This is a genomic window from Streptomyces sp. P13-3-3, from assembly GCF_050571355.1.
GTDB lineage: Bacteria > Actinomycetota > Actinomycetes > Streptomycetales > Streptomycetaceae > Streptomyces > Streptomyces althioticus.
Genome location: NZ_CP192228.1, coordinates 2727061 through 2750073, shown reverse-complemented (window position 1 = coordinate 2750073; position 23013 = coordinate 2727061). Strand labels below are relative to the sequence as shown.

Below are 23013 nucleotides of genomic sequence, written 5' to 3'. Positions count from 1 at the left end.
CCCGGCGGACCGGACCGCCCCCGCACGGGTGGGTCAGCGGATGGGCATGCCCGAGAGGGTGCGGGCGATCACGAGGCGCTGGATCTCGCTGGTGCCCTCGAAAATGGTGTAGATAGCGGCATCCCTGTGCATCCGCTCGACCGGGTACTCGCGGGTGTAGCCGTTGCCGCCGAGGATCTGGATGGCCTGGGCGGTGACCTTCTTGGCGGTCTCGCTGGCGAACAGCTTCGACATCGAGCCCTCGGCCGCCGTGAACGGCTTGCCGTTGACCCCCATCCAGGAGGCGCGCCACACCAGCAGGCGGGCGGCGTCGATCTGGGTGCGCATGTCGGCGAGCTGGAAGGCGACGCCCTGGTTGTCGATGATCGGGCGGCCGAACTGCTCACGCGTCTTGGCGTAGTCCAGGGCGACCTCGTACGCGGCGCGGGCGGTGCCCACGGCCATGGCGCCGACGGCCGGGCGGGAGGCCTCGAAGGTGGCCATGGCGGCGTTCTTCACGCGCTCGCCGCCCTTCTTGGCCTTCTCACGGGCGCGGGCGAGACGCTCGTCGAGCTTCTCCTTGCCGCCGAGCAGGCAGGAACCGGGGACGCGCACGTCCTCGAGGACGACCTCGGCGGTGTGCGAGGCGCGGATGCCGTGCTTCTGGAACTTCTGGCCCTGGGACAGACCGGGGGTGTTCGGCGGGATGATGAAGGACGCGTGGCCCTTGGAGCCGAGCTCGGGGTCGACGACCGCGACCACCACGTGGACGTTGGCGATGCCGCCGTTGGTCGCCCAGGTCTTGGTGCCGTTGAGGACCCACTCGTCCTTGGCCTCGTCGTACACCGCGCGGGTGCGCATCGACGCCACGTCGGAGCCGGCGTCGGGCTCGGAGGAGCAGAACGCCGCGACCTTCACGTCGTTCACGTCGCCGTACATCTGGGGGATCCAGGTGCCGATCTGCTCCTCGGTGCCGTTGGCGAGGACGCCGACGGCGGCGAGGCCGGTGCCGACGATCGACAGGGCGATGCCCGCGTCGCCCCAGAACAGCTCCTCCATCGCCATGGGGATGCCGAGACCGGTTGCGTCGAAGTACTGCTGGGCGTAGAAGTCCAGGGAGTAGATGCCGACCTTGGCCGCCTCCTGGATCACCGGCCAGGGAGTCTCCTCACGCTCGTCCCATTCGGCGGCGGCGGGGCGGATGACGTCGGCGGCGAAGCCGTGCAGCCAGTCCCGCACCTCCTTCTGCTCGTCGTTGAGCTCCATGGTGAACTCGGCCATGACCCCTCCAGCGCGGCGCACGTGCATGTTACTTGCGGTAACCCCAGTCTGTTACCGGCAAGTAGGAAAAGTCAACTCCCCAGGCAGCCCGGCATCCCGTTCGATGTCGGGACCGTGATCAGTGTTAGTTTGCGCAGGCGTCACCGATTCAGCACGGGTGGGGAGAGCTCATGGACACCACACAGCGGACCGAGCAGCAGCGGTCCGCCGACCGACGCCGGCGCGAGCTGCTGGAGGCCGCCGACCGAGTGGTGCTGCGCGACGGTCCCGGGGCCTCGATGAACGCCATCGCCGCCGAGGCCGGCATCACCAAGCCCATCCTCTACCGGCACTTCGGCGACAAGGGAGGACTCTACGCCGCCCTCGCCAAGCGCCACACCGACGCCCTGCTGGACTCGCTGCGGGCCGCGCTGGACGCGCCCGCGGAACGGCGGGAGCGGGTCGAGGCCACGCTGGACACCTACCTGGCGGCGATCGAGGCGCGGCCCCAGGTCTACCGCTTCCTGATGCACCCGGCGGAGGGCGCGCCGAGCGAGCAGGGCTTCGACGTGGGCAAGCACTCGGCGCCGCTGCTGCGCCGGATGGGCGAGGAACTGGCCCAGGTGATCGAGGACCGCCTCGACCTCGGCCCCGGCAGCCACCGGCTGGCGCGCGTGTGGGGCCACGGCATCGTCGGCATGATGCACGCCGCCGGCGACTGGTGGCTCGGCGAACGCCCCTGTGACCGCGCCGAGTTGGTCCGCAGCCTGGCCGACCTGCTGTGGGGCCGGCTGGCCGCGGCCGGCGACAAGGTGGGCGGCCCTGGCTTCTGACCCGCCACCTGGCTCAGGCAGGGCGGTGCCAGGAGGCGCGCGCGACCTGGCGCATCAGCTTGCGGTGCCGGCGGCCGTCGAGGCGGTCGGCGTAGACCGTGCCGTCCAGGTGGTCGCTCTCGTGCTGGAGGCAGCGGGCGAAGAACCCGGTGCCGTGCACGGTGACCGGCTCCCCGGTCACCGTGAAGCCCTCGACCACCGCGTGGTCGTACCGCTCCGTCCCCGCCTCCAGGCCGGGCAGCGACAGACAGCCCTCGGGTCCGCGCACCACCACCCCGTCCGTCACCACCGGCCGCGGGTTCACCACGTGCCCGAGGTGCCGTACGTCCTCGTCGTCGGGGCAGTCGAAGACGAACACCCGCAGCGGCACGCCGATCTGGTTCGCGGCCAGGCCCACTCCCTCGGCCGCGTACATGGTCGCGAACAAGTCCTCCACCAGATCCGCCAGTTCCGGACCGAAGTCGGTGACCTCCCCGCACGGCGTGTGCAGGACGGGGTCCGAGAGCAGGGTGAGGGGCCGTACGCGTCCGTGGACGCCGGGCAGAGAGCCGTGTCGCATGGCCGCAAGGGTACGGTCCTGGCATCCCCGCCCCGTCCCACGACGGAGCCGCGGTACTGGAGGGCGAATGGATCTCGATAGGCTGAGCCCACACCACGTGGCCGTCAGGCACAGACGCGGCGCGTACGCAAGGAGGATCGAGAACTGATGGCAGGCAACTCGGACCCGCTCACGCCGCGGGCCAAGCTGGCCGTGACCGCGGGCAAGGCGGTCGCGGCGGCATCCCGCGCCGCAGGGCGCGGCAGCGGTTCGGTGATCGGCGGCCGGGTGGCCCTGAAACTCGACCCCGACCTTCTCCACCGGCTCGCCGCGCACCTGGACGTGACCCTCGTCTCGGCGACCAACGGCAAGACCACCACCACCCGGCTCATCGCCGAGGCGCTCAAGGCGGCCGGCCCGGTCGTCTCCAACGCCCTCGGCGCCAACATGCCGGCCGGCATCACCTCGGCCCTCGCGGCCGGCGAGGACGCCCGCTACGGCGTGATCGAGGTCGACGAGAAGTACCTGGTCGGCGTCGCACAGGCCACCGAGCCCAAGTGCATCGCCCTGCTCAACCTCTCCCGCGACCAGCTCGACCGCGCCGCGGAGACCCGCATGCTCGCGGAGGCCTGGCGCGAGGGCCTGGCCGGCTCCAAGGCCGTGATCGTGGCCAACGCCGACGATCCGCTGGTGGTGTGGGCCGCGTCGTCCTCCCCCAACGTGTTCTGGGTGGCCGCCGGCCAGATGTGGAAGGACGACGCCTGGTCCTGCCCGTCGTGCGGCGGCGTGATGCAGCGCCCCGGCGACGACTGGTTCTGCGGCGAGTGCGGCTTCCGCCGCCCCACCCCGAGCTGGGCGCTCTCCGGCGACCACGTGCTCGACCCGCACGGCTCCGCCTGGCCGATCCACCTCCAGCTGCCGGGCCGCGCCAACAAGGCCAACGCCGCGTCCTCCGCGGCCGTCGCCGCCGTCTTCGGGGTGCCGCCGCAGGTGGCCCTGGAGCGCATGTACCAGGTGCAGGCCGTCGCCGGCCGCTACGACGTCGTCCAGTTCCAGGGCCGTGACCTGCGGCTGCTGCTCGCGAAGAACCCCGCGGGCTGGCTGGAGACGTTCTCGCTGATCGACCCGCCGCCGACCCCGGTGATCCTGTCGGTGAACGCGCGCTCCGCCGACGGCACCGACACCTCCTGGCTGTGGGACGTCGACTACACCCGGCTCACCGGCCACCCGATCTGCGTCATCGGCGACCGGAAGCTGGACCTGGCGGTACGCCTCGAGGTCGCCAACCAGCAGTTCCAGGTGTGCGAGAACCTCGACCAGGCGGTCCAGATGTCGCCGCCGGGCCGGATCGAGGTCATCGCCAACTACACCGCGTTCCAGGACCTGCGCCGCCGCGTCGGCAACTGACCACGACACCTCAGGGGACTTGAAGTGAGCGACAACCAGCTGCGGGTCGTCTGGATCTACCCGGACCTGCTCAGCACCTACGGCGACCAGGGCAACGTCCTCGTCGTCGAGCGCCGGGCGCGGCAGCGCGGCCTGGACGTGGCGCGGCTCGACGTGCGCAGCGACCAGCCGATCCCGACCTCCGGCGACATCTACCTGATCGGCGGCGGCGAGGACCGCCCGCAGCGGCTGGCCGCCGAGCGGCTGCGCCGCGACGGCGGGCTGCACCGGGCCGTGGAGAACGGCGCGATCGTCTTCTCGGTCTGCGCCGGCTACCAGATCCTCGGCCACGAGTTCATCAACGACCTCGGTCAGCGTGAGCCCGGCCTCGGCCTGCTCGACGTGGTGTCGGTGCGCGGCGAGGGCGCGCGCTGCGTGGGCGACGTCCTCGCGGACATCAACCCGCAGCTGGGCCTCCCCCCGCTGACCGGGTTCGAGAACCACCAGGGCATCACCCACCTGGGCCCCTCCGCCCGCCCGTTCGCGCAGGTGCGCTTCGGCAACGGCAACGGCACCGGGGACGGCACCGAGGGCGCGTACAACGACACCGTGTTCGGCACGTACATGCACGGTCCGGTGCTGGCGCGCAACCCGCAGATCGCGGACCTGCTGCTGAAGCTGGCGCTGGACGTCAACGCGCTGCCGCCGACCGACGACCGCTGGTACGAGGCCCTGCGCAACGAGCGCATCGCCGCCGCCCAGCAGCCCGCGTAGGCGCTGGAACAGCACCGCGGAGGAGGCGTCGGAGGGGCCCGGGACGGCCCGTCTGACGCCTCCTCCGCACAGGTGAGCGGCGTCGTCCAGCAGGCGGACGCGGGATGCGGCACCTCCCCCCGAAACGGCTAGGGTGGCGGGGATCGAGCCGGACAGCGCGGTCCGGTCCCGGCCCACTTCGAGAAGGTTGTTTCGGGCTATGCGCATTGGTGTCCTCACGTCCGGCGGCGACTGCCCCGGCCTGAACGCCGTCATCCGGTCCGTCGTGCACCGTGCCGTCGTCGACCACGGCGACGAGGTCATCGGCTTCCGCGACGGGTGGAAGGGCCTCCTGGAGTGCGACTACCTCAAGCTCGACCTCGACGCGGTGGGCGGCATCCTCGCCCGCGGCGGCACCATCCTCGGCTCCTCCCGGGTGCGTCCCGAGCATCTGCGGGACGGTGTGGAGCGGGCCCGGGGCCATGTCGAGGAGCTCGGTCTCGACGCGATCATCCCCATCGGCGGTGAGGGCACCCTCAAGGCGGCCCGGCTGCTGTCCGACAACGGTCTGCCGATAGTCGGCGTGCCGAAGACCATCGACAACGACATCGCCGTCACGGACGTCACCTTCGGGTTCGACACGGCCGTCGGCGTGGCCACCGAGGCGCTGGACCGGCTGAAGACCACCGCCGAGTCGCACCAGCGCGTGCTGATCGTGGAGGTCATGGGCCGCCACACCGGCTGGATCGCGCTGCACTCCGGCATGGCGGCCGGCGCGCACGCCATCGTGGTGCCCGAGCGGCCCTTCGACATCGACGAGCTGACCGCGAAGGTCGGCGAGCGGTTCTCGGCCGGGAAGCGGTTCGCCATCGTCGTCGCGGCGGAGGGCGCCAAGCCGAAGGCCGGCACCATGGACTTCGACGAGGGCGGCAAGGACGTCTACGGCCACGAGCGGTTCGCCGGCATCGCCCGGCAGCTCTCCCTGGAGCTGGAGGAGCGGCTCGGCAAGGAGGCCCGCCCGGTGATCCTCGGCCATGTGCAGCGCGGCGGCACGCCCACCGCGTACGACCGGGTGCTGGCCACCCGGTTCGGCTGGCACGCGGTGGAGGCCGTGCACCGCGGCGACTTCGGGCAGATGACGGCGCTGCGCGGCACCGACATCGTGATGGTGTCGCTGGCGGAGGCCGTCGAGACGCTGAAGACGGTGCCCGAGGACCGGTACGCCGAGGCGGAGTGCGTGCTCTGACCTCCCCGCCGCCGCCCGTCCTCTGAGACCGGCTTCACAGGACCGCCCCCGGTGACGGACGTCGCCGGGGGCGGTTCTAGTCTGGTGCGGACCGATTGCGTACAACCTGGACGAAAATGGAGCCGGCGGATGGATCACAGCGGGCACGGCATGACCATGGATCTGCCGCCGTTCACGCTGGGCCGAGGGCTCGCCTGGTCGGCGGACCCGTTCTTCCTCGTCGCCTGTCTGCTGGCGCTCGCGCTGTACGGCTGGGGCGTGGTCCGGCTGGTCCGGCGCGGTGACACGTGGCCGGTGGGGCGGACGGTCGCGTTCGTCGCCGGTGTGCTGAGCATCGGGCTGGTGATGTGCACCGCGCTGAACGACTACGGCATGGTGATGTTCAGCGTGCACATGGTGCAGCACATGGTCATCAGCATGGTGTCGCCGATCCTGATCCTGCTCGGCGCCCCGATCACCCTGGCGCTGCGGGCGCTGCCCCCGGCGTCCGTGCGCGGCACCAAGGGGCCGCGTGAGCTGCTGCTGATGCTGCTGCACAGCCGCTACATGCGGGTCGTGACGCACCCGCTGTTCACCATCCCGATGTTCATCGCGAGCCTGTACGCCCTGTACTTCACCCCGCTGTTCGACTTCCTGATGGGGTCGGCGGTCGGGCACGCGGCGATGATGGTGCACTTCCTCGCCGTGGGCCTGGTGTTCTTCTGGCCGATCATGGGGGTGGACCCGGGTCCGCACCGGCCGGGTCACCTGATGCGGATGCTGGAGCTGTTCGCGGGCATGCCGTTCCACGCGTTCTTCGGCATCGCGCTGATGATGGCCTCCACGCCCATGGTCGACACCTTCCTGAACCCGCCCGCGTCCCTGGGCGTCGACCCCCTGTCCGACCAGAACGCGGCCGGCGGCATCGCCTGGGCGTTCAGCGAGGTCCCGTCGGTGCTGGTGCTGATCGCGCTGCTGTTCCAGTGGTACGCCTCGGACCAGCGGCAGGCCCGCCGCAAGGACCGCGCCGCCGACCGGGACGGCGACAAGGAGCTGGAGGCGTACAACGCCTACCTGGCCTCCCTGAACGCGCGCGGCAGCTAGCGCGCCCCGGGTTCCGTCCCGTACCGCCCTGCTTTCCCGAAACCGGGGCACCATGGAGGGAACGGACCTGAGGAGGGTGTCGCGATGCCCGGTATCACGAACGGTTCCACCTCGACGAAGACCATGGGCGTGCTCACCGTCGGCGGCCTGGTCGCCGTGACGGCCTACACGGTGGCGCTCGGCAGCAACGGCTGGCTGTGGTTCATCTGGGTCGTCCTGGGGCTGCTCACGCTCGGGATGGTCGCGACCAGCACAGGCTGACCGGCGGGCCGGGGCGGCTCACCGCGGGGTGAGCCGCCCCGCCAGGTGGACGCCCGGCTGGTACTTCGGCAGCCGGACGGTGATCTTCATGCCCGCGCCCGCGGCCGTCTCGATGACCAGCCCGTGGTCGTCGCCGTAGACCTGGCGGAGCCGGTCGTCGACGTTGGACAGGCCGATGCCGCCGGTGGGGCTGACCTCGCGGGCGAGGATGCGGCGCAGCAGGCCGGGGTCCATGCCGGCGCCGTCGTCCTCGATGACGACGAGCGCCTCGGCGCCCGCGTCCTGCGCGGTGATCTGGATGTGGCACTTGTCGGCCTTGCCCTCCAGGCCGTGCTTCACGGCGTTCTCCACCAGCGGTTGGAGGCACAGGAAGGGCAGCGCGACGGGCAGCACCTCGGGGGCGATCTGGAGGGTGACGGAGAGCCGGTCGCCGAAGCGCGCCCGCACCAGCGCCAGGTAGTGGTCGATGGCGTGCAGCTCGTCGGCGAGGGTGGTGAAGTCGCCGTGCCGGCGGAACGAGTACCGGGTGAAGTCGGCGAACTCCAGCAGCAGCTCACGGGCGCGCTCGGGGTCGGTGCGCACGAAGGACGCGATCACCGCGAGCGAGTTGAAGATGAAGTGCGGGGAGATCTGCGCGCGCAGGGCGCGGATCTCGGCCTCGATCAGCCGGGTGCGGGACTGGTCCAGGTCGGCCAGTTCCAGCTGCACGGAGACCCAGCGGGCCACCTCCCCCGCGGCCCTGACCAGCACCGCCGACTCGCGGGGCGCGCAGGCGACCAGCGCGCCGTGCACCCGGTCGTCGACGGTGAGCGGGGCGACCACCGCCCAGCGGACCGCGCAGTCGGGGGTGTCGCAGGTCAGCGGGAAGGCCTCGCCGCGGCCGGTGTCCAGGGGTCCGGTGAGGCGTTCCATGATCTCGGTGCGGTGGTGGGCGCCGACGCCGTCCCAGACGAGGACCTGCTCGCGGTCGGTGAGGCACAGGGCGTCCGTGCCGAGGAGGGAGCGCAGCTTGCGGGCCGACTTGCGGGCGGTCTCCTCGGTGAGCCCGGCCCGCAGCGGGGGCGTGGCCAGCGAGGCGGTGTGCAGGGTCTCGAAGGTGGCGTGCTCGACGGGGGTGCCCAGTCCGGCGAGGCTCGCGGGCCGTGCCGTGCGCCGGCCCAGCCAGAAGCCGGCGGCCAGCAGGGGCAGCACGGCGACGAGCAGTCCGGCGAGGAAACCGCTCATGCGGACACCTCCGTACGCAGCTCTTCCGGCAGGTGGAAGCGGGCCAGGACCGCGGCCGTTCCGGGCGGTACCCGGCCGGGTGTGGCGAGGGAGACCAGCACCATGGTGAGGAAGCCGAGGGGCACCGACCAGAGGGCGGGCCAGGCGAGCAGGGCGTGCCACGGCCCGGCCCCCGGATAGCCGGCCATGGTGGCGGCCACGGCGAGGAACGCGGAGCCGCCGCCGACGAGCATCCCGGCGGCCGCCCCTGGCGGGGTGAGCCGCCGCCACCAGATGCCCAGGACCAGCAGCGGGCAGAACGAGGACGCGGACACGGCGAAGGCGAGGCCCACGGCGTCGGCCACCGGCAGCCCGCCGACCAGGATGCTCGCCGCCAGCGGGACGGCCATGGCGAGCACGGTGCCGAGGCGGAAGTGGCGCACGCCGCGGGAGGGCAGCACGTCCTGGGTGAGCACCCCGGCGACGGCCATGGTGAGTCCGGACGCGGTGGACAGGAACGCGGCGAACGCTCCCCCGGCGACCAGCGCCCCCAGCAGGTCGCCCCCGGTGCCGCCGATCATCCGTCCGGGCAGCAGCAGCACGGCGGCGTCCGCGTCCCCGGTGAGGGTGAGGTCGGGGGCGTAGAGGCGGCCGAGGGCGCCGTAGACGGGGGGCAGCAGGTAGAAGGCGCCGATCAGGCCGAGGACGGCGACGGTGGTGCGGCGGGCGGCCACGCCGTGCGGACTGGTGTAGAAGCGCACCACCACGTGCGGCAGGCCCATGGTGCCGAAGAAGGTGGCGAGGATCAGCCCGTACGTGGCGTACAGCGGGCGTTCCGCACGGCTCTCGGCGCGGGAGGGCGACAGGGCGTCGTCGGCGCCCTGCCCGGCGGCGGGGACCTCGGCGCCCTCGGCGAAGGTGAGGCGGGTGCCGCCGTCGATGCGGTGCGTGCCGGCGGGGAGGCTGACCTCCGCGTCCGCGTGTTCCCTGCCGTCGACGGCGCCGTCCACGGTGACGGTGAGCGGTGCGGTCAGGCGCAGGTCGACGGTGTCGTCGACGCGTACGACGCGCTGTTCGCGGAACTCGGCGGGCTCGTCGAAGGCGTGGCTGGGCGCGCCGTCGCTCTGCCAGGCGATCACCAGGAAGAGGGCGGGCACCAGCAGGGCGGTGAGCTTGAGCCAGTACTGGAACGCCTGGACGAAGGTGATGGAGCGCATGCCGCCGGCGGCCACTATCACCGTGACGACGACGGCGACGATCACCGCGCCGAGCCAGTCGGGCGCGCCGGTGAGCACGGTGAGGGTGAGTCCGGCGCCCTGGAGCTGGGGCAGCAGGTAGAGCCAGCCGACGCCGACGACGAGGGTGCCGGCGAGCCGTCGTACCACGTGCGAGGAGAGCCGGGCCTCGGCGAAGTCGGGCAGCGTGTAGGCGCCGGAGCGGCGCAGCGGCGCGGCGACGAAGAGCAGCAGCACCAGATAGCCGGCGGTGTAGCCGACCGGGTACCAGAGCATGTCCGGGCCCTGGACGAGGACGAGTCCCGCGATGCCGAGGAAGGAGGCGGCGGAGAGGTACTCGCCGCTGATGGCGGCCGCGTTGAGGCGGGGTCCGACGGTGCGGGAGGCGACGTAGAAGTCGGAGGTGGTGCGGGATATGCGCAGGCCGAAGGCGCCGACGAGGACGGTCGCGACGGCGACGAGCGCGACGGCGGTGACGGCGTAGGCGGAGTTCACGGCGGTGCGGTTCCCGGGGTCTCAGCGGTCCTCGACGAGCCGCACGAAGTCGCGTTCGTTGCGTTCGGCGCGGCGGACGTACCAGCGGGCGAGCAGGACCAGCGGGGGGTAGAGCCCGAAGCCGAGGACCGCCCACTCCAGCCGGCGGGCGTCCGGGGCGGCGGCGAAGACCAGCGGCAGCGGGCCGATGAGCAGGGCGAGGACGGCGAACACGGTGAGTCCGGTGCGCAGCTGGATGCGCATCAGGGAGCGCACGTAGGTGTGGCCGAGGGTGGTCTGCTCGTCGATCTCGGTGCGCGGGCGGTAGTAGCCGGAGGTGCGGCGCGCGCGGCGGGGCGGGCCGGTGACGACCACGCGGCGCTCCGCGGGTTCCTGGGGCATGTGCGGTCCTCCCCCCGCCTAACCGGTGGTCCGGCGCATCAGCAGGTCCCGCAGTTCGCGGGCGTGGCGCCTGCTGACCTGGAGTTCCTCGGAGCCGATCAGGACGCTGACGGTGCCCGCGTCGAGGCGCAGCTCGCCGATGTGGCGCAGGGCCACCAGGTGACGGCGGTGGATGCGGACGAAGCCGCGGGAGCGCCAGCGCTCCTCCAGGGTGGACAGCGGGATGCGCACGAGGTGGCTGCCGCGGTCGGTGTGCAGGCGGGCGTAGTCGCCCTGGGCCTCGACGTGGGTGATGTCGTCGACGGCGACGAACCGGGTGACGCCGCCCAGCTCGACGGCTATGTGGTCGGGGTCGGGCTCGTGCACGGGGATGCGCGGGGCGGGCTCCGGGGTGGTCCCGCGCTGGGCGGCGGCCCGCCGTACGGCCTCGGCGAGGCGTTCCTTGCGGACGGGTTTCAGCACGTAGTCGACGGCCTTGAGGTCGAACGCCTGGACGGCGAAGTCCTCGTGGGCGGTGACGAACACGACGAGCGGAGGCCGGGCGAAGCCGGTGAGCAGCCGGGCGAGGTCGAGTCCGTCGAGGCCGGGCATCTGGATGTCGAGGAAGACCACGTCGATGGCGTCGGGCCCGTCGGGTCCCGACTCCAGGGCGCGGTTGATGCGGCGCAGGGCCTCGGTGGCGTCGCCGGCGCCTTCCGCGCTCCCGACGCGCGGGTCGGCGTTCAGCAGGTACAGCAGCTCCTCCAGCGAGGGGCGTTCGTCGTCGACGGCGAGGGCGCGCAGCATGAAGGTGGAGTGTAGGGGGGATCTCCGGCTCCGGACTACGTGCCGGACAAGGGCGGTTCACCCGGTTCGGCACCGGTCCGCCGGTCAGGACGCACCCGGGGTGGCCGTGGGGCCGCCGTGGATACAGTGCCCGCATGAACAGCAGGCCCACGCCGTTCGACGAACTCGACCGGAAGATCGTCACCGCTCTGATGGCGAACGCCAGGACGTCCTTCGCGGAGATCGGCGCCTCCGTCGGGCTGTCGGCGACGGCGGTCAAGCGCCGGGTGGACCGGCTGCGGGAGACCGGGGTGATCACCGGGTTCACCGCGACCGTGCGGCCGTCCGCGCTGGGCTGGCGCACCGAGGCGTACGTGGAGGTGTACTGCGAGGGCGCGGCGCCGCCCCGGCGGCTGGCGGAGGTGGTGCGCAACCATCCGGAGATCGCGGCGGCGATGACGGTGACCGGCGGCGCGGACGCGCTGCTGCACGTGCGGGCGCGGGACGTGGAGCACTTCGAGGAGGTGCTGGAGCGGATCCGCCAGGAGCCGTTCATCCGGAAGACAATCAGCGTGATGGTGCTGTCGCACCTGCTGCCCGACAGTCCTGAGGCGGGAGTGACGCAGCCCGCCCCGGACGACGCACCGGACGTGCGCTGACGCCGGGAAAGACGCAGCGATCCTGCGTGGACACGCAGGATCCGTCGCTTGTCGCCCGCCGGGCGGCGTTCCTACCGTGGAGTCACCCCTAGTCGACACCGTGTGAAGCGGAGGAACCCCTTCGTGCCCGAATCACGTGTGGCGCGCCCACGGCGCTTTCTCGTCTGCGAACCCAGATTCTTCGCCGTGCGGTACGCGATCAATCCCTGGATGCGTCCGGACCGTCCCGTCGACGTCTCACTCGCCCGGCGGCAGTGGCTGTCGCTGGTCGACGCCTACCGCCGCCACGGCCATACCGTGGAGACCGTGAAACCGCTGCCCGGTCTGCCCGACATGGTGTTCGCCGCGAACGCGGCGGTCGTCGTGGACGGGCGCGTGTTCGGCTCGCAGTTCCACGCTCCGGAGCGGCGCCCGGAGTCGGTGCCGTACGCGGCCTGGTTCAAGGCGCACGGGTTCGACGTCCAGCACCCGGAGTCGGTGTGCGAGGGCGAGGGCGACCTGGTGCCGGCCGGTCGCTGGATCCTCGCCGGGACCGGCTTCCGCACCACGCCGGAGGCGCACCGGGAGGCGCAGGAGTTCTTCGGGGTGCCGGTGATCGGCCTGACCCTGGTGGACCCGTACTTCTACCACCTGGACACGGCGCTGTTCGTGCTGGACGAGGAGAACGTCGCGTACTACCCGGAGGCGTTCTCGCCGGGCAGCCGTGAGGTGCTGGAGCGGCTGTACCCGGACGCGGTCCTCGCCACCCGGGAGGACGCCATGGCGTTCGGCCTGAACTCCGTCTCGGACGGCCGTCACGTGTTCATCCCGCCGGAGGCGACGGCCCTCGCCGACCGGCTCGCCGACCGCGGTTACGTCCCCGTCCCCGTCGACCTGTCCGAGTTCCGCAAGGCCGGCGGGGGCATCAAGTGCTGCACTCAGGAGATCCGCTCATGACCTCTGCCCCCCGTACGCGTTCGTCCGCCGAGCTGATCGCGGCGGAGGAGCCGGTCCTCGCGCACAACTACCATCCGCTGCCCGTGGTCGTCGCCCGCGCGGAGGGCGCCTGGGTGGAGGACGTGGAGGGCCGGAAGTACCTGGACATGCTGGCCGGCTACTCGGCGCTCAACTTCGGCCACCGGCACCCCGCGCTGATCGAGGCGGCGCACCGCCAGCTGGACCGGCTCACCCTGACCTCGCGCGCCTTCCACAACGACCGGCTGGCCGAGTTCGCGGAGCGGCTGGCCGCGCTGACCGGCCTGGACATGGTGCTGCCCATGAACACCGGCGCGGAGGCGGTGGAGAGCGGCATCAAGGTGGCCCGCAAGTGGGCCTACGACGTGAAGGGCGTCCCCGCGGACCGCGCGACGATCGTGGTGGCGGCGGACAACTTCCACGGCCGGACGACGACGATCGTCAGCTTCTCCACGGACGATACGGCCCGCGCCGGGTTCGGCCCCTTCACGCCGGGGTTCCGGGTGGTGCCGTACAACGACCTCGCGGCTCTGGAGGAGGCGGTCGACGAGACGACGGCGGCGGTGCTGATCGAGCCGATCCAGGGCGAGGCGGGCGTGGTGATCCCGGACGACGGTTATCTGGCCGGGGTGCGGGAGCTGACCCGGCGCGCCGGGTGCCTGTTCGTCGCGGACGAGATCCAGTCGGGGCTCGGCCGCACCGGGCGCACCCTGGCTGTGGAGCACGAGTCGGTGGTGCCGGACGTGGTGCTGCTCGGCAAGGCGCTGGGCGGCGGGATCGTCCCGGTGTCGGCGGTGGCGGCCCGGCGCGAGGTGCTCCAGGTGCTCCACCCGGGTGAACACGGGTCGACGTTCGGCGGGAACCCGCTGGCGGCCGCCGTGGGCACGGCCGTGGTGGAGCTGCTGGAGACGGGCGAGTTCCAGCGGCGCGCGGCCGAACTGGGCGTGGTGCTGCGGGAGGGCCTGGAGGCGCTGGTCGGCAAGGGCGTCACCGGGTTCCGCAGCCGCGGCCTGTGGGCGGGCGTCGACGTCGACCCGGCGCTCGGCACCGGGCGGGAGGTCAGCGAGCGTCTGATGCGCGAGGGCATCCTCGTGAAGGACACGCACGGCTCGACCGTCCGGCTTGCGCCGCCGCTGACCGTCACCGCGGACGAGCTGCGCGAGGCGCTGCGCACCCTGGAGAAGGTGCTCAGCCGCCAGGTCTGACCGTCCGCCCGACGCCCCCGCCGGTCCTCCCCCGGCGGGGGCGTCGGCGTGTCCGGGCGCGGGCCGGACGACGGGTGCGGTGCACCGGTGGCCCACCTCCGGGAAGCCCCGGGCCGGTCATCGGGGTGAAGATGGGGTCTAGCGGGGACAAAGGTGACAGAACACTCTCAGCGACAGAGAGGCCGTCCGTGGGCGGACACAAGGAGCAGGGAGGAGCCCGGCAGGGGTTCGACGTGGCCGACGCCGCGCCGCTGCTGCTGGACCCGCACGGTCTGGTGTCGAGCTGGACGGTGCACGCGGAGCGGCTGCTGGGCCACCGCGCGGAAGAGGCGGTGGGGCGGAAGTTCGCCGACCTGCTGGAGGCCGAGGACGCCGAGCGGATGGAGGACCTGCTCGACCGGTGCCGCACCGGCGGCGACTGGACGGGACTGATGACGGCCCTCCACCGGGACGGCCGGCCGGTGCCGGTGTCGGTGCGGGTCTCCCCGACCACCGCGCCGCAGGGGCGCTCGGCGGTGCTGGTGCTGCTGTCGGAGCTGGGGGACGGCGCGCGGGGCTGGGACATGAGCCGCGGCGTGCTGGAGCAGATCGTCGTCGGCAATCCCATCGGCATCGCCATCCTGGACACGGATCTGCGCTACGTGTGGTCCAACGCCGCCCTGGAGCAGTGGGGCGGCGGCCCGGGCCGGAGCCGTGTGGGGCTGCGGGTCGCCGACGTCCAGCCGGGCATGGACAGCGAGGCCGTCGAGGAGCGGATGCGGCACGTGCTGCGGACCGGCGAGCAGGTGGTCGGCTACGAGTACGTCGGCCAGGTGCGCTCGGCGCCGCTGCGGGAGACCGCGCACATGCTGTCGTTCACCCGCCTCGAGGACGACCGGGGCGAGCCGACGGGCGTGTACTACACCGTCGTGGACGTCACCGACCGGCACCGCGCCCGGCAGCGCCTCGCCCTGCTCGACCGGGCAGGCCGGTACATCGGCCGCACCCTCGACGTGACGACCACCGCGCAGGAGCTGGCGGACATCGCCGTGCCCGGCCTCGCCGACTTCGTCACCGTGGACCTGATGGAGACGGTGCTGCGGGGCGCCGAGCCGGTCCCGCCGCCCGCCGGATCCGGGCGCGTGCCCCTGCGCCGGGCCGGCCACCGGTCCCTGTACGAGGATCTGCCGCGGACGTCCGTGGACAGCGGCTCGGTCGTCGCCTACCTGGCGGACTCCCCTCCCGTACGGTGCCTGACCACGGGGCGGTCCTGGCGGCAGGAGCAGCTCGACCCGCTGGCGGTGGAATGGGCCGCGGACGCGCCGGAGGGCCGGGAGTCCACCTTCCTGGAGCTGGGTCTGCAGAGCGTGATGATCGTCCCGATCCGGGCGCGCGGTGTCACCCTGGGCCTCACCACGTTCTTCCGCCGCCGTCAGAGCCCCTTCGACGCGGACGACCTGCACCTGGCCGAGGACCTGGTCTCGCGCGCCGCCGTCTGCGTGGACAACGCCCGCCGCTACACCCGCGAACGGGACGCCACGCTGGTGCTCCAGCGCAGTCTGCTGCCCCGCCGCCTGCCCGACCAGGACGCCGTCGAGGTGGCCGTCTGCTACCGGCCCGCCGACGAGCTGACCGGCCTGGGCGGCGACTGGTACGACCTGATCCCGCTGTCCGGCGCCCGGGTCGCGCTGGTGGTCGGGGAGGTGCCGGGGCACGGCATCGACGCCGCCGCGGCCATGGGGCGGCTGCGCACGGCGGTCCGAACGCTCGCCGCGATCGACCTGCCGCCCGAGGAGGTACTGGCGCACCTGGACGACCTGGCCCTCCGCTCGGCCCGGGACGACGGCGACGGGGAGGGGGACGACGACGGGGAGGGCGGGGTCAGGCAGGGCAACTCGGTCGGCTCCGCCTGCGTGTACGTGGTGTACGACCCGGCGGACGGGCGGTGCACGATGGCCGCCGCGGGGCATCCGGCGCCCGCGGTGGTGGCGCCGGACGGCACGGTCGGCTTCGTGGACCTGCCGCAGGGGCCCGCCCTCGGGGTGGGCGGTCCGCCGTTCGAGGCGGTGGAGCTGTCGCTGGACGAGGGCAGCACGCTGGTGCTGCACACGGACGGGCTGCTGGCGCACGGCGACGGCGGCACGGAGGAGGCGGGACGGGAGCGGCTGCGGCGGGCCCTGGAGGACACGGAGCGCGAACTGCGGCCCAGCTGCCAGGCGGTGGTCGACACGTTGGTCCCGTCCCGTCCGGAGGACGACGTGGCGCTGCTGATGGCGCGGACCAGGCGCCTCGCGCCGGAGCAGATCGCGGCGTGGGACCTGCCGCCGGACCCGGCGGTGGTGGCGGACGCCCGCAGGACCGCCCAGGACCAGCTCTCCCGCTGGGGCCTCGACGAGGAGCTGAAGTTCACCACGGAGCTGCTGGTGAGCGAGCTGGTGACGAACGCGATCCGGCACGCCTCCGGGCGGGTGCGGTTGCGGCTGATCCGGGAGCGGACGCTGGTGTGCGAGGTGCTCGACGGCGGAGCGAGCGCCCCCCATCTGCGGCATCCGCGCGCGATGGACGAGGGCGGCCGGGGGCTGCTGCTGGTGTCGCAGCTCGCGGAGCGCTGGGGCACGCGGTTCGTGCCCGACGGGAAGATCATCTGGGCGGAGCAGCCGCTGACCGCGTCCCCGGAGTGAGGCGGGGCCATGGCAGACACGACGATCGACTTCGAGGCGGTGTACCGGGCGCTCCCGGGCATGGTGGCGCTGCTGACCCCGGACCTGGTGTTCGCCGACGTCAACGACGCGTACGTGCGCGGCACCGGGCGTCCCCGCGCATCCCTGCTGGGCCGTCACGTGTTCGACGTGTTCCCGGAGTCGCTGAACTCCCCCGCCTCGAGCCACTCGCACCATCTGCGGGCCTCGCTGCTGCGGGTGCTGGCCACCGGCGAACGGGACGCGATGGCCCTGCAGCGCTACGACGTCGAGTCCCCCGAGAACTCGGGGAACTGGCACGAGCACTACTGGTCGCCGGTGAACAGCCCGGTCCTCGGACCGGACGGCCGGGTGCGGCTGATCGTGCACCGGGTCGAGGAGGTCACCGAGTTCGTGCGGGCCCGGGGGCTCGACGGCGACACGGCGGGACGGGTGCTGGAGGCGGAGCTGTACACGCGCGCCCGTGAGCTGCAGGAGCTCAACAACCGGCTGCGCGAGGCGCACGCCCGGGAGCGTGAGGTGGCCCTGGTGCTGCAGAAGGCGATGCTGCCGGCGCACCGGCAGGTCGGCCACCGCAGGGCGGCGGTGCGCTACCGGCCGGCGGTGGGCGCGCTGAACGTGTGCGGTGACTGGTACGACCTGGTCGATCTGGTGGGCGGCCACCGCATCGGCGTGTCGGTGGGCGACGTGGTGGGGCACGGTCTGGAGGCGGCCGGGGTCATGGGCCAGCTGCGCAGCGCGCTGAGCGCGGCGTCCCGGGTGGCGGACGGGCCGGCCCAGGCGCTGAACGTGCTCGGCCGGTACGCGAACGTGGTGGACGGCGCCGAGTCCGCGACGGTCGTGACCACGTTCATCGACTTCGACCGGCACGTCATCACCTACAGCAGCGCCGGCCATCCGCCTCCGGTGCTGCTGCACGGCGACGGGCGGGTGGAGTTCCTCGACCGGGCGACGGACCCGCCGCTGGACGCCCGTCCGGAGCCGCGGCCGCGGCCGCAGGCGTCCACGGTCTTCGAGCCGGGGGCGATCCTCGCGCTCTACACCGACGGGCTGATCGAGCGGCGGCGGGAGGACATCGACGTCGGGCTGCGGCGGCTGGCGGAGTCCCTGCGCCACCACCGCGCGCTGGACCCGGAGCCGCTGGCGGACACGGTGCTGCGGGAACTGCTGCCGCCGGGCGGCGCCACGGACGACACGGCGCTGGTCGTCGTACGGCTGTGACGGGCCCGGGCGTCAGGCTGTGACAGGCCCGGTCGTCAGGCTGTGAAGGGCCCGGACGTCAGACAGTGAGGGGCCCGGACGTCAGGCTGCGGTGTGCCCGCCGTCGGGACGGGTGAAGGCGCGCCGCCTTCCGTCAGGCTCCGGTGCGCCCGCCGTCCAGCCGGGTGGTGTGCTCCACGTTGGCCCGGTCCTCGGGGTCGGCGCTGGGCCGGCCGGCGAACCAGGCGTCGAGGATCTCGTGGAGCAGCGGGACCGAGGTGAGCCGCAGGCTCAGCGCCAGCACGTTGGCGTCGTTCCAGCGGCGGGCGCCGTCGGCGGTGTACGCGTCGGTGCACAGGGCGGCCCGGGCGCCGGGCACCTTGTTGGCGGCGATCGACGCCCCGGTCCCGGTCCAGCAGCACACCACCGCCTGGTCGGCCCTTCCTTCGGCGACGTCGCGGGCGGCGGCCGCGGAGCAGACGGCCCACCGCGGGTCGTCCCCGGGGCTCAGCGCGCCGTGCGCGCGCACCTCGTGGCCGCGCTCGCGCAGGGCGTCGACCAGCGCGCGGGCGACCGGTTCGTCCATGTCGGAGGAGACGGAGATCCGCATGCCGTCGAGCGTACCGGCCGGTGCGCGGGCGGGGGCCGCGGTGATGTGCGGGCGGCTGTCCGGGGCGATGGGTTCCGGTTCCCGTCGAACCTGGTGCCCGGCCCGTCACCCGGTCCTAGACTGGCAGTTCACGACGTGCCGGATGACCTGCTGGAACGCGGCGATCCCGTCGTTTCCCAGAGTCGAGGAGCGTGCTTTTGTTCTACTACCTGCTCAAATACGTGTTGTTGGGCCCGCTGCTCAGACTGGTCTTCCGGCCGCGGATCGAGGGCCTGGCGCATGTCCCGTCCTCCGGCGCCGCGATCGTGGCGGGGAACCACCTGTCGTTCTCGGACCACTTCCTGATGCCGGCCGTGCTGAAGCGCCGCATCACCTTCCTCGCCAAGGCCGAGTACTTCACCGGGCCGGGCCTCAAGGGGCGGCTGACGGCGTTCTTCTTCCACAGCGCCGGACAGATCCCCGTCGACCGCTCCGGCAAGGACGCCGGGCAGGCGGCGATCCGCGAAGGGCTCGGGGTGCTGAGCAAGGGGGAACTGCTCGGCATCTACCCGGAGGGCACCCGCTCGCACGACGGCCGTCTCTACAAGGGCAAGGTCGGCGTGGCGGTGATGGCCCTCAAGGCGGGCGTCCCGGTGGTGCCCTGCGCGATGATCGGCACGTTCGAGGCGCAGCCGCCCGGCCGGAAGATCCCCCGCATCCACCCGGTGGTGATCCGCTTCGGCGAGCCGCTGGACTTCTCGCGCTACCAGGGCATGGAGAACGAGAAGGCGGTCCTGCGGGCCGTCACCGACGAGATCATGTACGCCATCCTCTCCCTCTCCGAGCAGGAGTACGTCGACCGGTACGCGGCCGACGTGAAGGCCGCGGAGGCCGAACGCAAGGCGGAGGAGAAGCGGCGGGCGTCGCGCACGCCGTCGCGGTGAGCCTCGCCGGACACGGGTGAGGGGCGGCCGGGGTGTTCCCGGCCGCCCCTCACGGTCGTGCGCTTACGGCTTCGGCGTGGCGTGCGGGGCGCAGGTCACGTCGGAGCGGTCGAGCTTCCCGGTGAGCAGGTAGGTGTCGACCCGGTCGTTGACGCACGGGTTGACCAGCCCGGTGACGCCGTGGGAGCCGGCGTCCCGCTCGGTGATCAGGCGGGAGCCCTTGAGCCGCTTGTGCAGTTCGACGGCGCCGCCGTACGGGGTGGCCGCGTCCCGCTCGGACTGGACGATCAGCACGGGCGGCAGGCCCTTGCCGGTCTTCACGTCGACGGGGGTGCGCTGGGGAACCGGCCAGGTGGCGCAGGGCAGGTTCATCCACGTGTTGGCCCAGGTCAGGAACGGGTGGTCACGGTGCAGCCGGGTGGTGTCCCGGTCCCAGGTGCGCCAGTCGGTGGGCCACTTGGCGTCGGTGCACTCGACCGCGTTGTAGACGGCGTTGCCGTTCTCCGCGGCCGCGTTGCCCGCCGTGTCGGACAGGTCCGGGGCGGCGGCGTCGACCACCGCCTGGGTGTTCCCCGCGGCGGCCTGGCTGAACACCTCGGCGACCGGGGCCCACGCGGAGTCGTAGTACGGGGCGCTCTGGAAGAAGCCGATCAGCTCGGCGGGGCCGACGACTCCGCCGAACGGCTGCTTCGCGGCGGCGGCGCGCAGCTTCAGCCACTGCTGCTGGACGGCGGCCCGGGTGGTGCCGAGGTGGTAGACGGCGTCGTTCTTCGCCACCCAGTCCTGCCAGTCCTGCCAGCGGGTCTCGAAGGCGACGTTCTGGTCCAGGTTGGCCTGGTACCAGATCTTCTGGCGGGACGGGTTGACCACGCTGTCCACGACCATGCGGCGCACGTGGCCGGGGAACAGGGTGGCGTAGACGGCGCCGAGGTAGGTGCCGTAGGAAACGCCCAGGTAGTTGAGCTTCTTCTCGCCGAGTGCCGCACGGATGACGTCGAGGTCGCGGGCGGTGTTCGGGGTGGTCATGTGCGGCAGCACGGTGCCGCTGCGCTCGAGGCAGCCCTCGGCGTACTCGCGGGCGAGCTTGCGCTGTGCGCGCTTGTCGGCCTCGGTGCGCGGAACCGGGTCGGCCTTGGGCGCCTTCACGAACTCCTGCGGGTCGCCGCAGGAGATGGGCGCGGACTTCCCCACGCCGCGCGGGTCGAAGCCGACGAAGTCGTACGCCTTGGCGGTGTTGGCCCAGACGGCGTTCTTCGAGGTGACCCGGGCCGGGAAGCGCAGGCCGGAGCCGCCGGGGCCGCCCGGGTTGTACAGCAGCGCGCCCTGCCGTTCGGCCGGCGTGCCGGTGTTCGCGACGCGGTCGACGGCGAGCTTGATCTGCTTGCCGTTCGGCTTGGCGTAGTCCAGCGGCACGGAGACCCAGCCGCACTGGATGGGCCGGGGCAGGTTCCAGTCGGCGGGGCAGTCCTGCCAGTCGATGCCGGTCTTGGCGGCTCGGGCCGCGGCGACGGCCACGCCCTGGGCCTCACGGTCCTTGCCGTGACGGGTGTCCGCCGTCGCGCTCGCGGTGGGCGCCGCGACGGCGCCGGCTATGAGTGCGGACGTGACGAGCACGCCGGCCGAACCGAGCGCCGCCACCCGCCTCTTCGCTCTGCTGTCCCTCAAGGGGGCCTCCCCGTACGTGGTTTCGATGCGTACGGGGTTGGATCCTCGTCTCCCGGAGGACATGGGCGACAGAGGGGATGCGCCTTCTTTGCCAATCCGATAAGCGGACATGGCGGTGGTGTCATGCGGACGCCGGGGAGGCGGGGGTGGCCGGGGAGGCGGGGGTGAAGGAGGCGGGCGCCCGGTCCAGCAGTCGGCGCAGCGTCAGGGCGTCCGGCGCCACGGCGCTGACCAGGACGGCGGGCCCGGCCAGCGGGAGGACGGCGAGGCCGTCGGCGGGCACGTTGGGCGCGACCGGCTTGTCCGTGAACTCCGGATCGACGACGACGAGTTGTCCGACGGCACGGTGGCCGCCCAGTACGGCGGGGCCGTCCCAGCCGTTGGGGGCGCCGGGGTCAAGCTCGAGTTCCTGGTCGAGGACGGGGCGCCCGTCGACGCGCACGGTGAGCCGGGAGGTGAGCCGTCCGGGATCCTCGCCGGTCCGCCCCAGCACCAGTTCCTCACGGAGCACCAGCCGGGCGCCGGGCTCCAGGTCGACGTGGGTGTGCACGGCCAGCTCGCTGCCCGTGACGGAGATCAACGGCTCGGGCAGCCAGTGCAGTTCGCCTCCGGCAGCGACGGTGATCCGCACGTCCTGACGAGCCTGGCCCCCGTGCTGGCCCGGCAGGGCGAGCGTGGCCGCGGCCGAGCCGACCCGCAGCCGGGCGTCCGCGCCGACGCCGGCGCGGACGGTGAAGTGGTCCCCGCCGTGCGGGCCGCTCATCGCACCGACCAGCATGACGTGCGCGGTGGCGCCGCTCCCCCGCGTGCGCCGCAGGGCGAGGGGGCCCCGGCTCTCCAGCACGGGCAGGGCCGTGCCGCCCCGGCCGTCCGCACGGGCGCGGATCTCCGCCTCGGCCCGGACGCCCGCGGTGTTCACGCCGCCCATGCGGCGAGCCGCTGCCGCACCCAGGCCGCCACCGCGGCGACCCCCTCGTCCTCGCGCAGCGACTGGAACACCACGGGCAGGTCGGCGCGTTGCGCCTTGGCGTCGACCGCCATCCGGCCGAGGTCCGAACCGACGTACGGGGCGAGGTCGGTCTTGTTCACGACCAGCAGGTCGGCGGTGGTCACGCCGGGGCCGCCCTTGCGCGGGATGTCGTCCCCGCCGGCCACGTCGATCACGAAGATCTGCGCGTCGACCAGCCCCTTGGAGAAGGTCGCCGTGAGGTTGTCCCCGCCGGACTCGACGAGCACGAGGTCCAGCGGGCCGACGGAGTCCTCCAGGTCCTCCACCGCCTCGAGGTTGGCGGAGATGTCGTCACGGATTGCGGTGTGCGGGCAGGCGCCGGTCTCCACAGCGGTGATCCGCTCGGGAGGCAGGACTGCCTCCCTGAGCAGGTACTCGGCGTCCTCGCGGGTGTAGATGTCGTTGGTCACGACGGCCAGGGACACTTCGTCCCGCAGCGCCCTGCAGAGCGCGGCGACGGTCGCAGTCTTCCCGGACCCGACGGGCCCGCCGAGCCCTATGCGCAGGGCACGACGCCCTCCGTCCGGCCGCCGGGCGTCGGCACCCATGCCGGCGGGCCCTGGGTGGGGGTCGATGTGATCACGATGCATGGGGCACCTCCGCGGTTGGCGTCACGTCCGGGTCGACGAGGGGACGGACGGTCGGTGTGGTCGGGGTCGAGGGCGGGGCCGGTGGACGGACGCCGGGGGCGA

General features: G+C 72.9%; 22 protein-coding genes. 12 read left to right on the top strand and 10 right to left on the bottom strand.

What is annotated here, in order from left to right:
• Positions 1-33: 33 nt before the first annotated feature.
• On the bottom strand, positions 34-1260 hold the full coding sequence (locus tag ACQZOG_RS12535; RefSeq protein ID WP_033277198.1) for an acyl-CoA dehydrogenase family protein: 1227 nt from the start codon (positions 1258-1260) through the stop codon (positions 34-36).
• 170 nt (positions 1261-1430) lie between these two features.
• Between ACQZOG_RS12535 and ACQZOG_RS12530 the strand changes: the two genes are divergently transcribed.
• Positions 1431-2072, top strand: coding sequence for a TetR family transcriptional regulator (locus ACQZOG_RS12530; protein WP_033277197.1), 642 nt, complete (start codon positions 1431-1433; stop codon positions 2070-2072).
• Between the two features lie 13 nt (positions 2073-2085).
• Here the strand turns inward: ACQZOG_RS12530 and def are convergent, their stop codons facing one another.
• Positions 2086-2631 (bottom strand): peptide deformylase, encoded by a 546-nt coding sequence (gene def, locus ACQZOG_RS12525; protein ID WP_191879692.1) that lies wholly within the window; start codon positions 2629-2631, stop codon positions 2086-2088.
• 147 nt (positions 2632-2778) lie between these two features.
• Between def and ACQZOG_RS12520 the strand changes: the two genes are divergently transcribed.
• The 5 genes from ACQZOG_RS12520 to ACQZOG_RS12500 all read left to right on the top strand — a co-directional run bounded on the left by ACQZOG_RS12520 (position 2779) and on the right by ACQZOG_RS12500 (position 7339).
• The gene (locus ACQZOG_RS12520) at positions 2779-4017 is read left to right on the top strand and encodes a MurT ligase domain-containing protein (protein ID WP_430741496.1); all 1239 of its coding nucleotides are present in this window, start codon (positions 2779-2781) and stop codon (positions 4015-4017) included.
• Between the two features lie 24 nt (positions 4018-4041).
• The gene (locus ACQZOG_RS12515) at positions 4042-4770 is read left to right on the top strand and encodes a type 1 glutamine amidotransferase (protein WP_033277194.1); all 729 of its coding nucleotides are present in this window, start codon (positions 4042-4044) and stop codon (positions 4768-4770) included.
• Positions 4771-4969: 199 nt separating this feature from the next.
• Positions 4970-5995: a 6-phosphofructokinase gene (locus tag ACQZOG_RS12510; protein WP_033277193.1), complete on the top strand. Its 1026-nt coding sequence runs from the start codon at positions 4970-4972 to the stop codon at positions 5993-5995.
• Between the two features lie 129 nt (positions 5996-6124).
• The gene (locus tag ACQZOG_RS12505; protein ID WP_203551222.1) at positions 6125-7078 is read left to right on the top strand and encodes a cytochrome c oxidase assembly protein; all 954 of its coding nucleotides are present in this window, start codon (positions 6125-6127) and stop codon (positions 7076-7078) included.
• An 84-nt stretch (positions 7079-7162) separates the two neighbouring features.
• The gene (locus ACQZOG_RS12500) at positions 7163-7339 is read left to right on the top strand and encodes a hypothetical protein (protein WP_033277191.1); all 177 of its coding nucleotides are present in this window, start codon (positions 7163-7165) and stop codon (positions 7337-7339) included.
• Between the two features lie 18 nt (positions 7340-7357).
• Here the strand turns inward: ACQZOG_RS12500 and ACQZOG_RS12495 are convergent, their stop codons facing one another.
• The 4 genes from ACQZOG_RS12495 to ACQZOG_RS12480 are packed head-to-tail and all read right to left on the bottom strand — an operon-like array spanning position 7358 to position 11439.
• Positions 7358-8563, bottom strand: a complete 1206-nt coding sequence (locus ACQZOG_RS12495) for a sensor histidine kinase (protein ID WP_033277190.1) — start codon at positions 8561-8563, stop codon at positions 7358-7360.
• Entirely contained in the window at positions 8560-10272 is a 1713-nt protein-coding gene (locus ACQZOG_RS12490) for a cation acetate symporter (RefSeq protein ID WP_033277189.1), read from the bottom strand. Before ACQZOG_RS12490 ends, ACQZOG_RS12495 begins: the two co-directional genes overlap by 4 nt.
• 21 nt (positions 10273-10293) lie before the next feature.
• Entirely contained in the window at positions 10294-10653 is a 360-nt protein-coding gene (locus ACQZOG_RS12485) for a hypothetical protein (protein WP_033277188.1), read from the bottom strand.
• 18 nt (positions 10654-10671) lie between these two features.
• Positions 10672-11439, bottom strand: coding sequence for a LytR/AlgR family response regulator transcription factor (locus ACQZOG_RS12480; protein WP_033277187.1), 768 nt, complete (start codon positions 11437-11439; stop codon positions 10672-10674).
• 134 nt (positions 11440-11573) lie between these two features.
• Here ACQZOG_RS12480 and ACQZOG_RS12475 point away from each other — a divergent pair, with 134 nt between their 5' ends.
• From ACQZOG_RS12475 to ACQZOG_RS12455, 5 genes are all read left to right on the top strand, one after another.
• A complete protein-coding gene (locus ACQZOG_RS12475) occupies positions 11574-12077 on the top strand; it encodes an Lrp/AsnC family transcriptional regulator (protein ID WP_024884926.1) in 504 nt (167 codons plus the stop codon).
• A gap of 123 nt (positions 12078-12200) precedes the next feature.
• On the top strand, positions 12201-13013 hold the full coding sequence (gene ddaH, locus ACQZOG_RS12470; protein ID WP_033277186.1) for a dimethylargininase: 813 nt from the start codon (positions 12201-12203) through the stop codon (positions 13011-13013).
• On the top strand, positions 13010-14236 hold the full coding sequence (gene rocD / locus ACQZOG_RS12465; protein WP_033277185.1) for an ornithine--oxo-acid transaminase: 1227 nt from the start codon (positions 13010-13012) through the stop codon (positions 14234-14236). The genes ddaH and rocD overlap by 4 nt, the downstream gene beginning before the upstream one ends.
• A 188-nt stretch (positions 14237-14424) precedes the next feature.
• Complete coding sequence (locus tag ACQZOG_RS12460; protein WP_261674676.1) at positions 14425-16896, top strand: SpoIIE family protein phosphatase; 2472 nt, start codon at positions 14425-14427, stop codon at positions 16894-16896.
• Positions 16897-16905: 9 nt separating this feature from the next.
• Positions 16906-18135 carry a PP2C family protein-serine/threonine phosphatase gene (locus ACQZOG_RS12455; RefSeq protein WP_261674677.1) on the top strand — a complete coding sequence of 410 codons (1230 nt, stop codon included), beginning with the start codon at positions 16906-16908 and terminating at the stop codon, positions 18133-18135.
• A 133-nt stretch (positions 18136-18268) separates the two neighbouring features.
• Here the strand turns inward: ACQZOG_RS12455 and ACQZOG_RS12450 are convergent, their stop codons facing one another.
• A complete protein-coding gene (locus tag ACQZOG_RS12450) occupies positions 18269-18724 on the bottom strand; it encodes an RpiB/LacA/LacB family sugar-phosphate isomerase (protein ID WP_033277182.1) in 456 nt (151 codons plus the stop codon).
• A 197-nt stretch (positions 18725-18921) separates the two neighbouring features.
• Between ACQZOG_RS12450 and ACQZOG_RS12445 the strand changes: the two genes are divergently transcribed.
• The gene (locus ACQZOG_RS12445; protein ID WP_033277181.1) at positions 18922-19647 is read left to right on the top strand and encodes a lysophospholipid acyltransferase family protein; all 726 of its coding nucleotides are present in this window, start codon (positions 18922-18924) and stop codon (positions 19645-19647) included.
• Positions 19648-19710: 63 nt separating this feature from the next.
• Here ACQZOG_RS12445 and ACQZOG_RS12440 read toward each other — a convergent pair whose 3' ends face one another.
• From ACQZOG_RS12440 to ureG, 3 genes are all read right to left on the bottom strand, one after another.
• Positions 19711-21312, bottom strand: a complete 1602-nt coding sequence (locus ACQZOG_RS12440) for an alpha/beta hydrolase (RefSeq protein WP_193467291.1) — start codon at positions 21310-21312, stop codon at positions 19711-19713.
• A gap of 121 nt (positions 21313-21433) precedes the next feature.
• Positions 21434-22240, bottom strand: a complete 807-nt coding sequence (locus ACQZOG_RS12435; RefSeq protein ID WP_193456339.1) for an urease accessory protein UreD — start codon at positions 22238-22240, stop codon at positions 21434-21436.
• A complete protein-coding gene (gene ureG / locus ACQZOG_RS12430; protein ID WP_037638365.1) occupies positions 22228-22911 on the bottom strand; it encodes an urease accessory protein UreG in 684 nt (227 codons plus the stop codon). Before ureG ends, ACQZOG_RS12435 begins: the two co-directional genes overlap by 13 nt.
• Positions 22912-23013: the final 102 nt, after the last annotated feature.

Coding starts and splice junctions, on each gene's coding strand:
- def (WP_191879692.1), bottom strand. CDS start 2,631: ATGCGACACGGCTCTCTGCCCGGCGTCCACGGACGCGTACGGCCCCTC.
- ACQZOG_RS12435 (WP_193456339.1), bottom strand. CDS start 22,240: ATGGGCGGCGTGAACACCGCGGGCGTCCGGGCCGAGGCGGAGATCCGC.
- rocD (WP_033277185.1), top strand. CDS start 13,010: ATGACCTCTGCCCCCCGTACGCGTTCGTCCGCCGAGCTGATCGCGGCG.
- ACQZOG_RS12475 (WP_024884926.1), top strand. CDS start 11,574: ATGAACAGCAGGCCCACGCCGTTCGACGAACTCGACCGGAAGATCGTC.
- ACQZOG_RS12450 (WP_033277182.1), bottom strand. CDS start 18,724: ATGCGGATCTCCGTCTCCTCCGACATGGACGAACCGGTCGCCCGCGCG.
- ACQZOG_RS12535 (WP_033277198.1), bottom strand. CDS start 1,260: ATGGCCGAGTTCACCATGGAGCTCAACGACGAGCAGAAGGAGGTGCGG.
- ACQZOG_RS12510 (WP_033277193.1), top strand. CDS start 4,970: ATGCGCATTGGTGTCCTCACGTCCGGCGGCGACTGCCCCGGCCTGAAC.
- ACQZOG_RS12505 (WP_203551222.1), top strand. CDS start 6,125: ATGGATCACAGCGGGCACGGCATGACCATGGATCTGCCGCCGTTCACG.
- ACQZOG_RS12480 (WP_033277187.1), bottom strand. CDS start 11,439: ATGCTGCGCGCCCTCGCCGTCGACGACGAACGCCCCTCGCTGGAGGAG.
- ureG (WP_037638365.1), bottom strand. CDS start 22,911: ATGCATCGTGATCACATCGACCCCCACCCAGGGCCCGCCGGCATGGGT.
- ACQZOG_RS12485 (WP_033277188.1), bottom strand. CDS start 10,653: ATGCCCCAGGAACCCGCGGAGCGCCGCGTGGTCGTCACCGGCCCGCCC.
- ACQZOG_RS12530 (WP_033277197.1), top strand. CDS start 1,431: ATGGACACCACACAGCGGACCGAGCAGCAGCGGTCCGCCGACCGACGC.
- ACQZOG_RS12455 (WP_261674677.1), top strand. CDS start 16,906: ATGGCAGACACGACGATCGACTTCGAGGCGGTGTACCGGGCGCTCCCG.
- ACQZOG_RS12495 (WP_033277190.1), bottom strand. CDS start 8,563: ATGAGCGGTTTCCTCGCCGGACTGCTCGTCGCCGTGCTGCCCCTGCTG.
- ACQZOG_RS12500 (WP_033277191.1), top strand. CDS start 7,163: ATGCCCGGTATCACGAACGGTTCCACCTCGACGAAGACCATGGGCGTG.
- ACQZOG_RS12520 (WP_430741496.1), top strand. CDS start 2,779: ATGGCAGGCAACTCGGACCCGCTCACGCCGCGGGCCAAGCTGGCCGTG.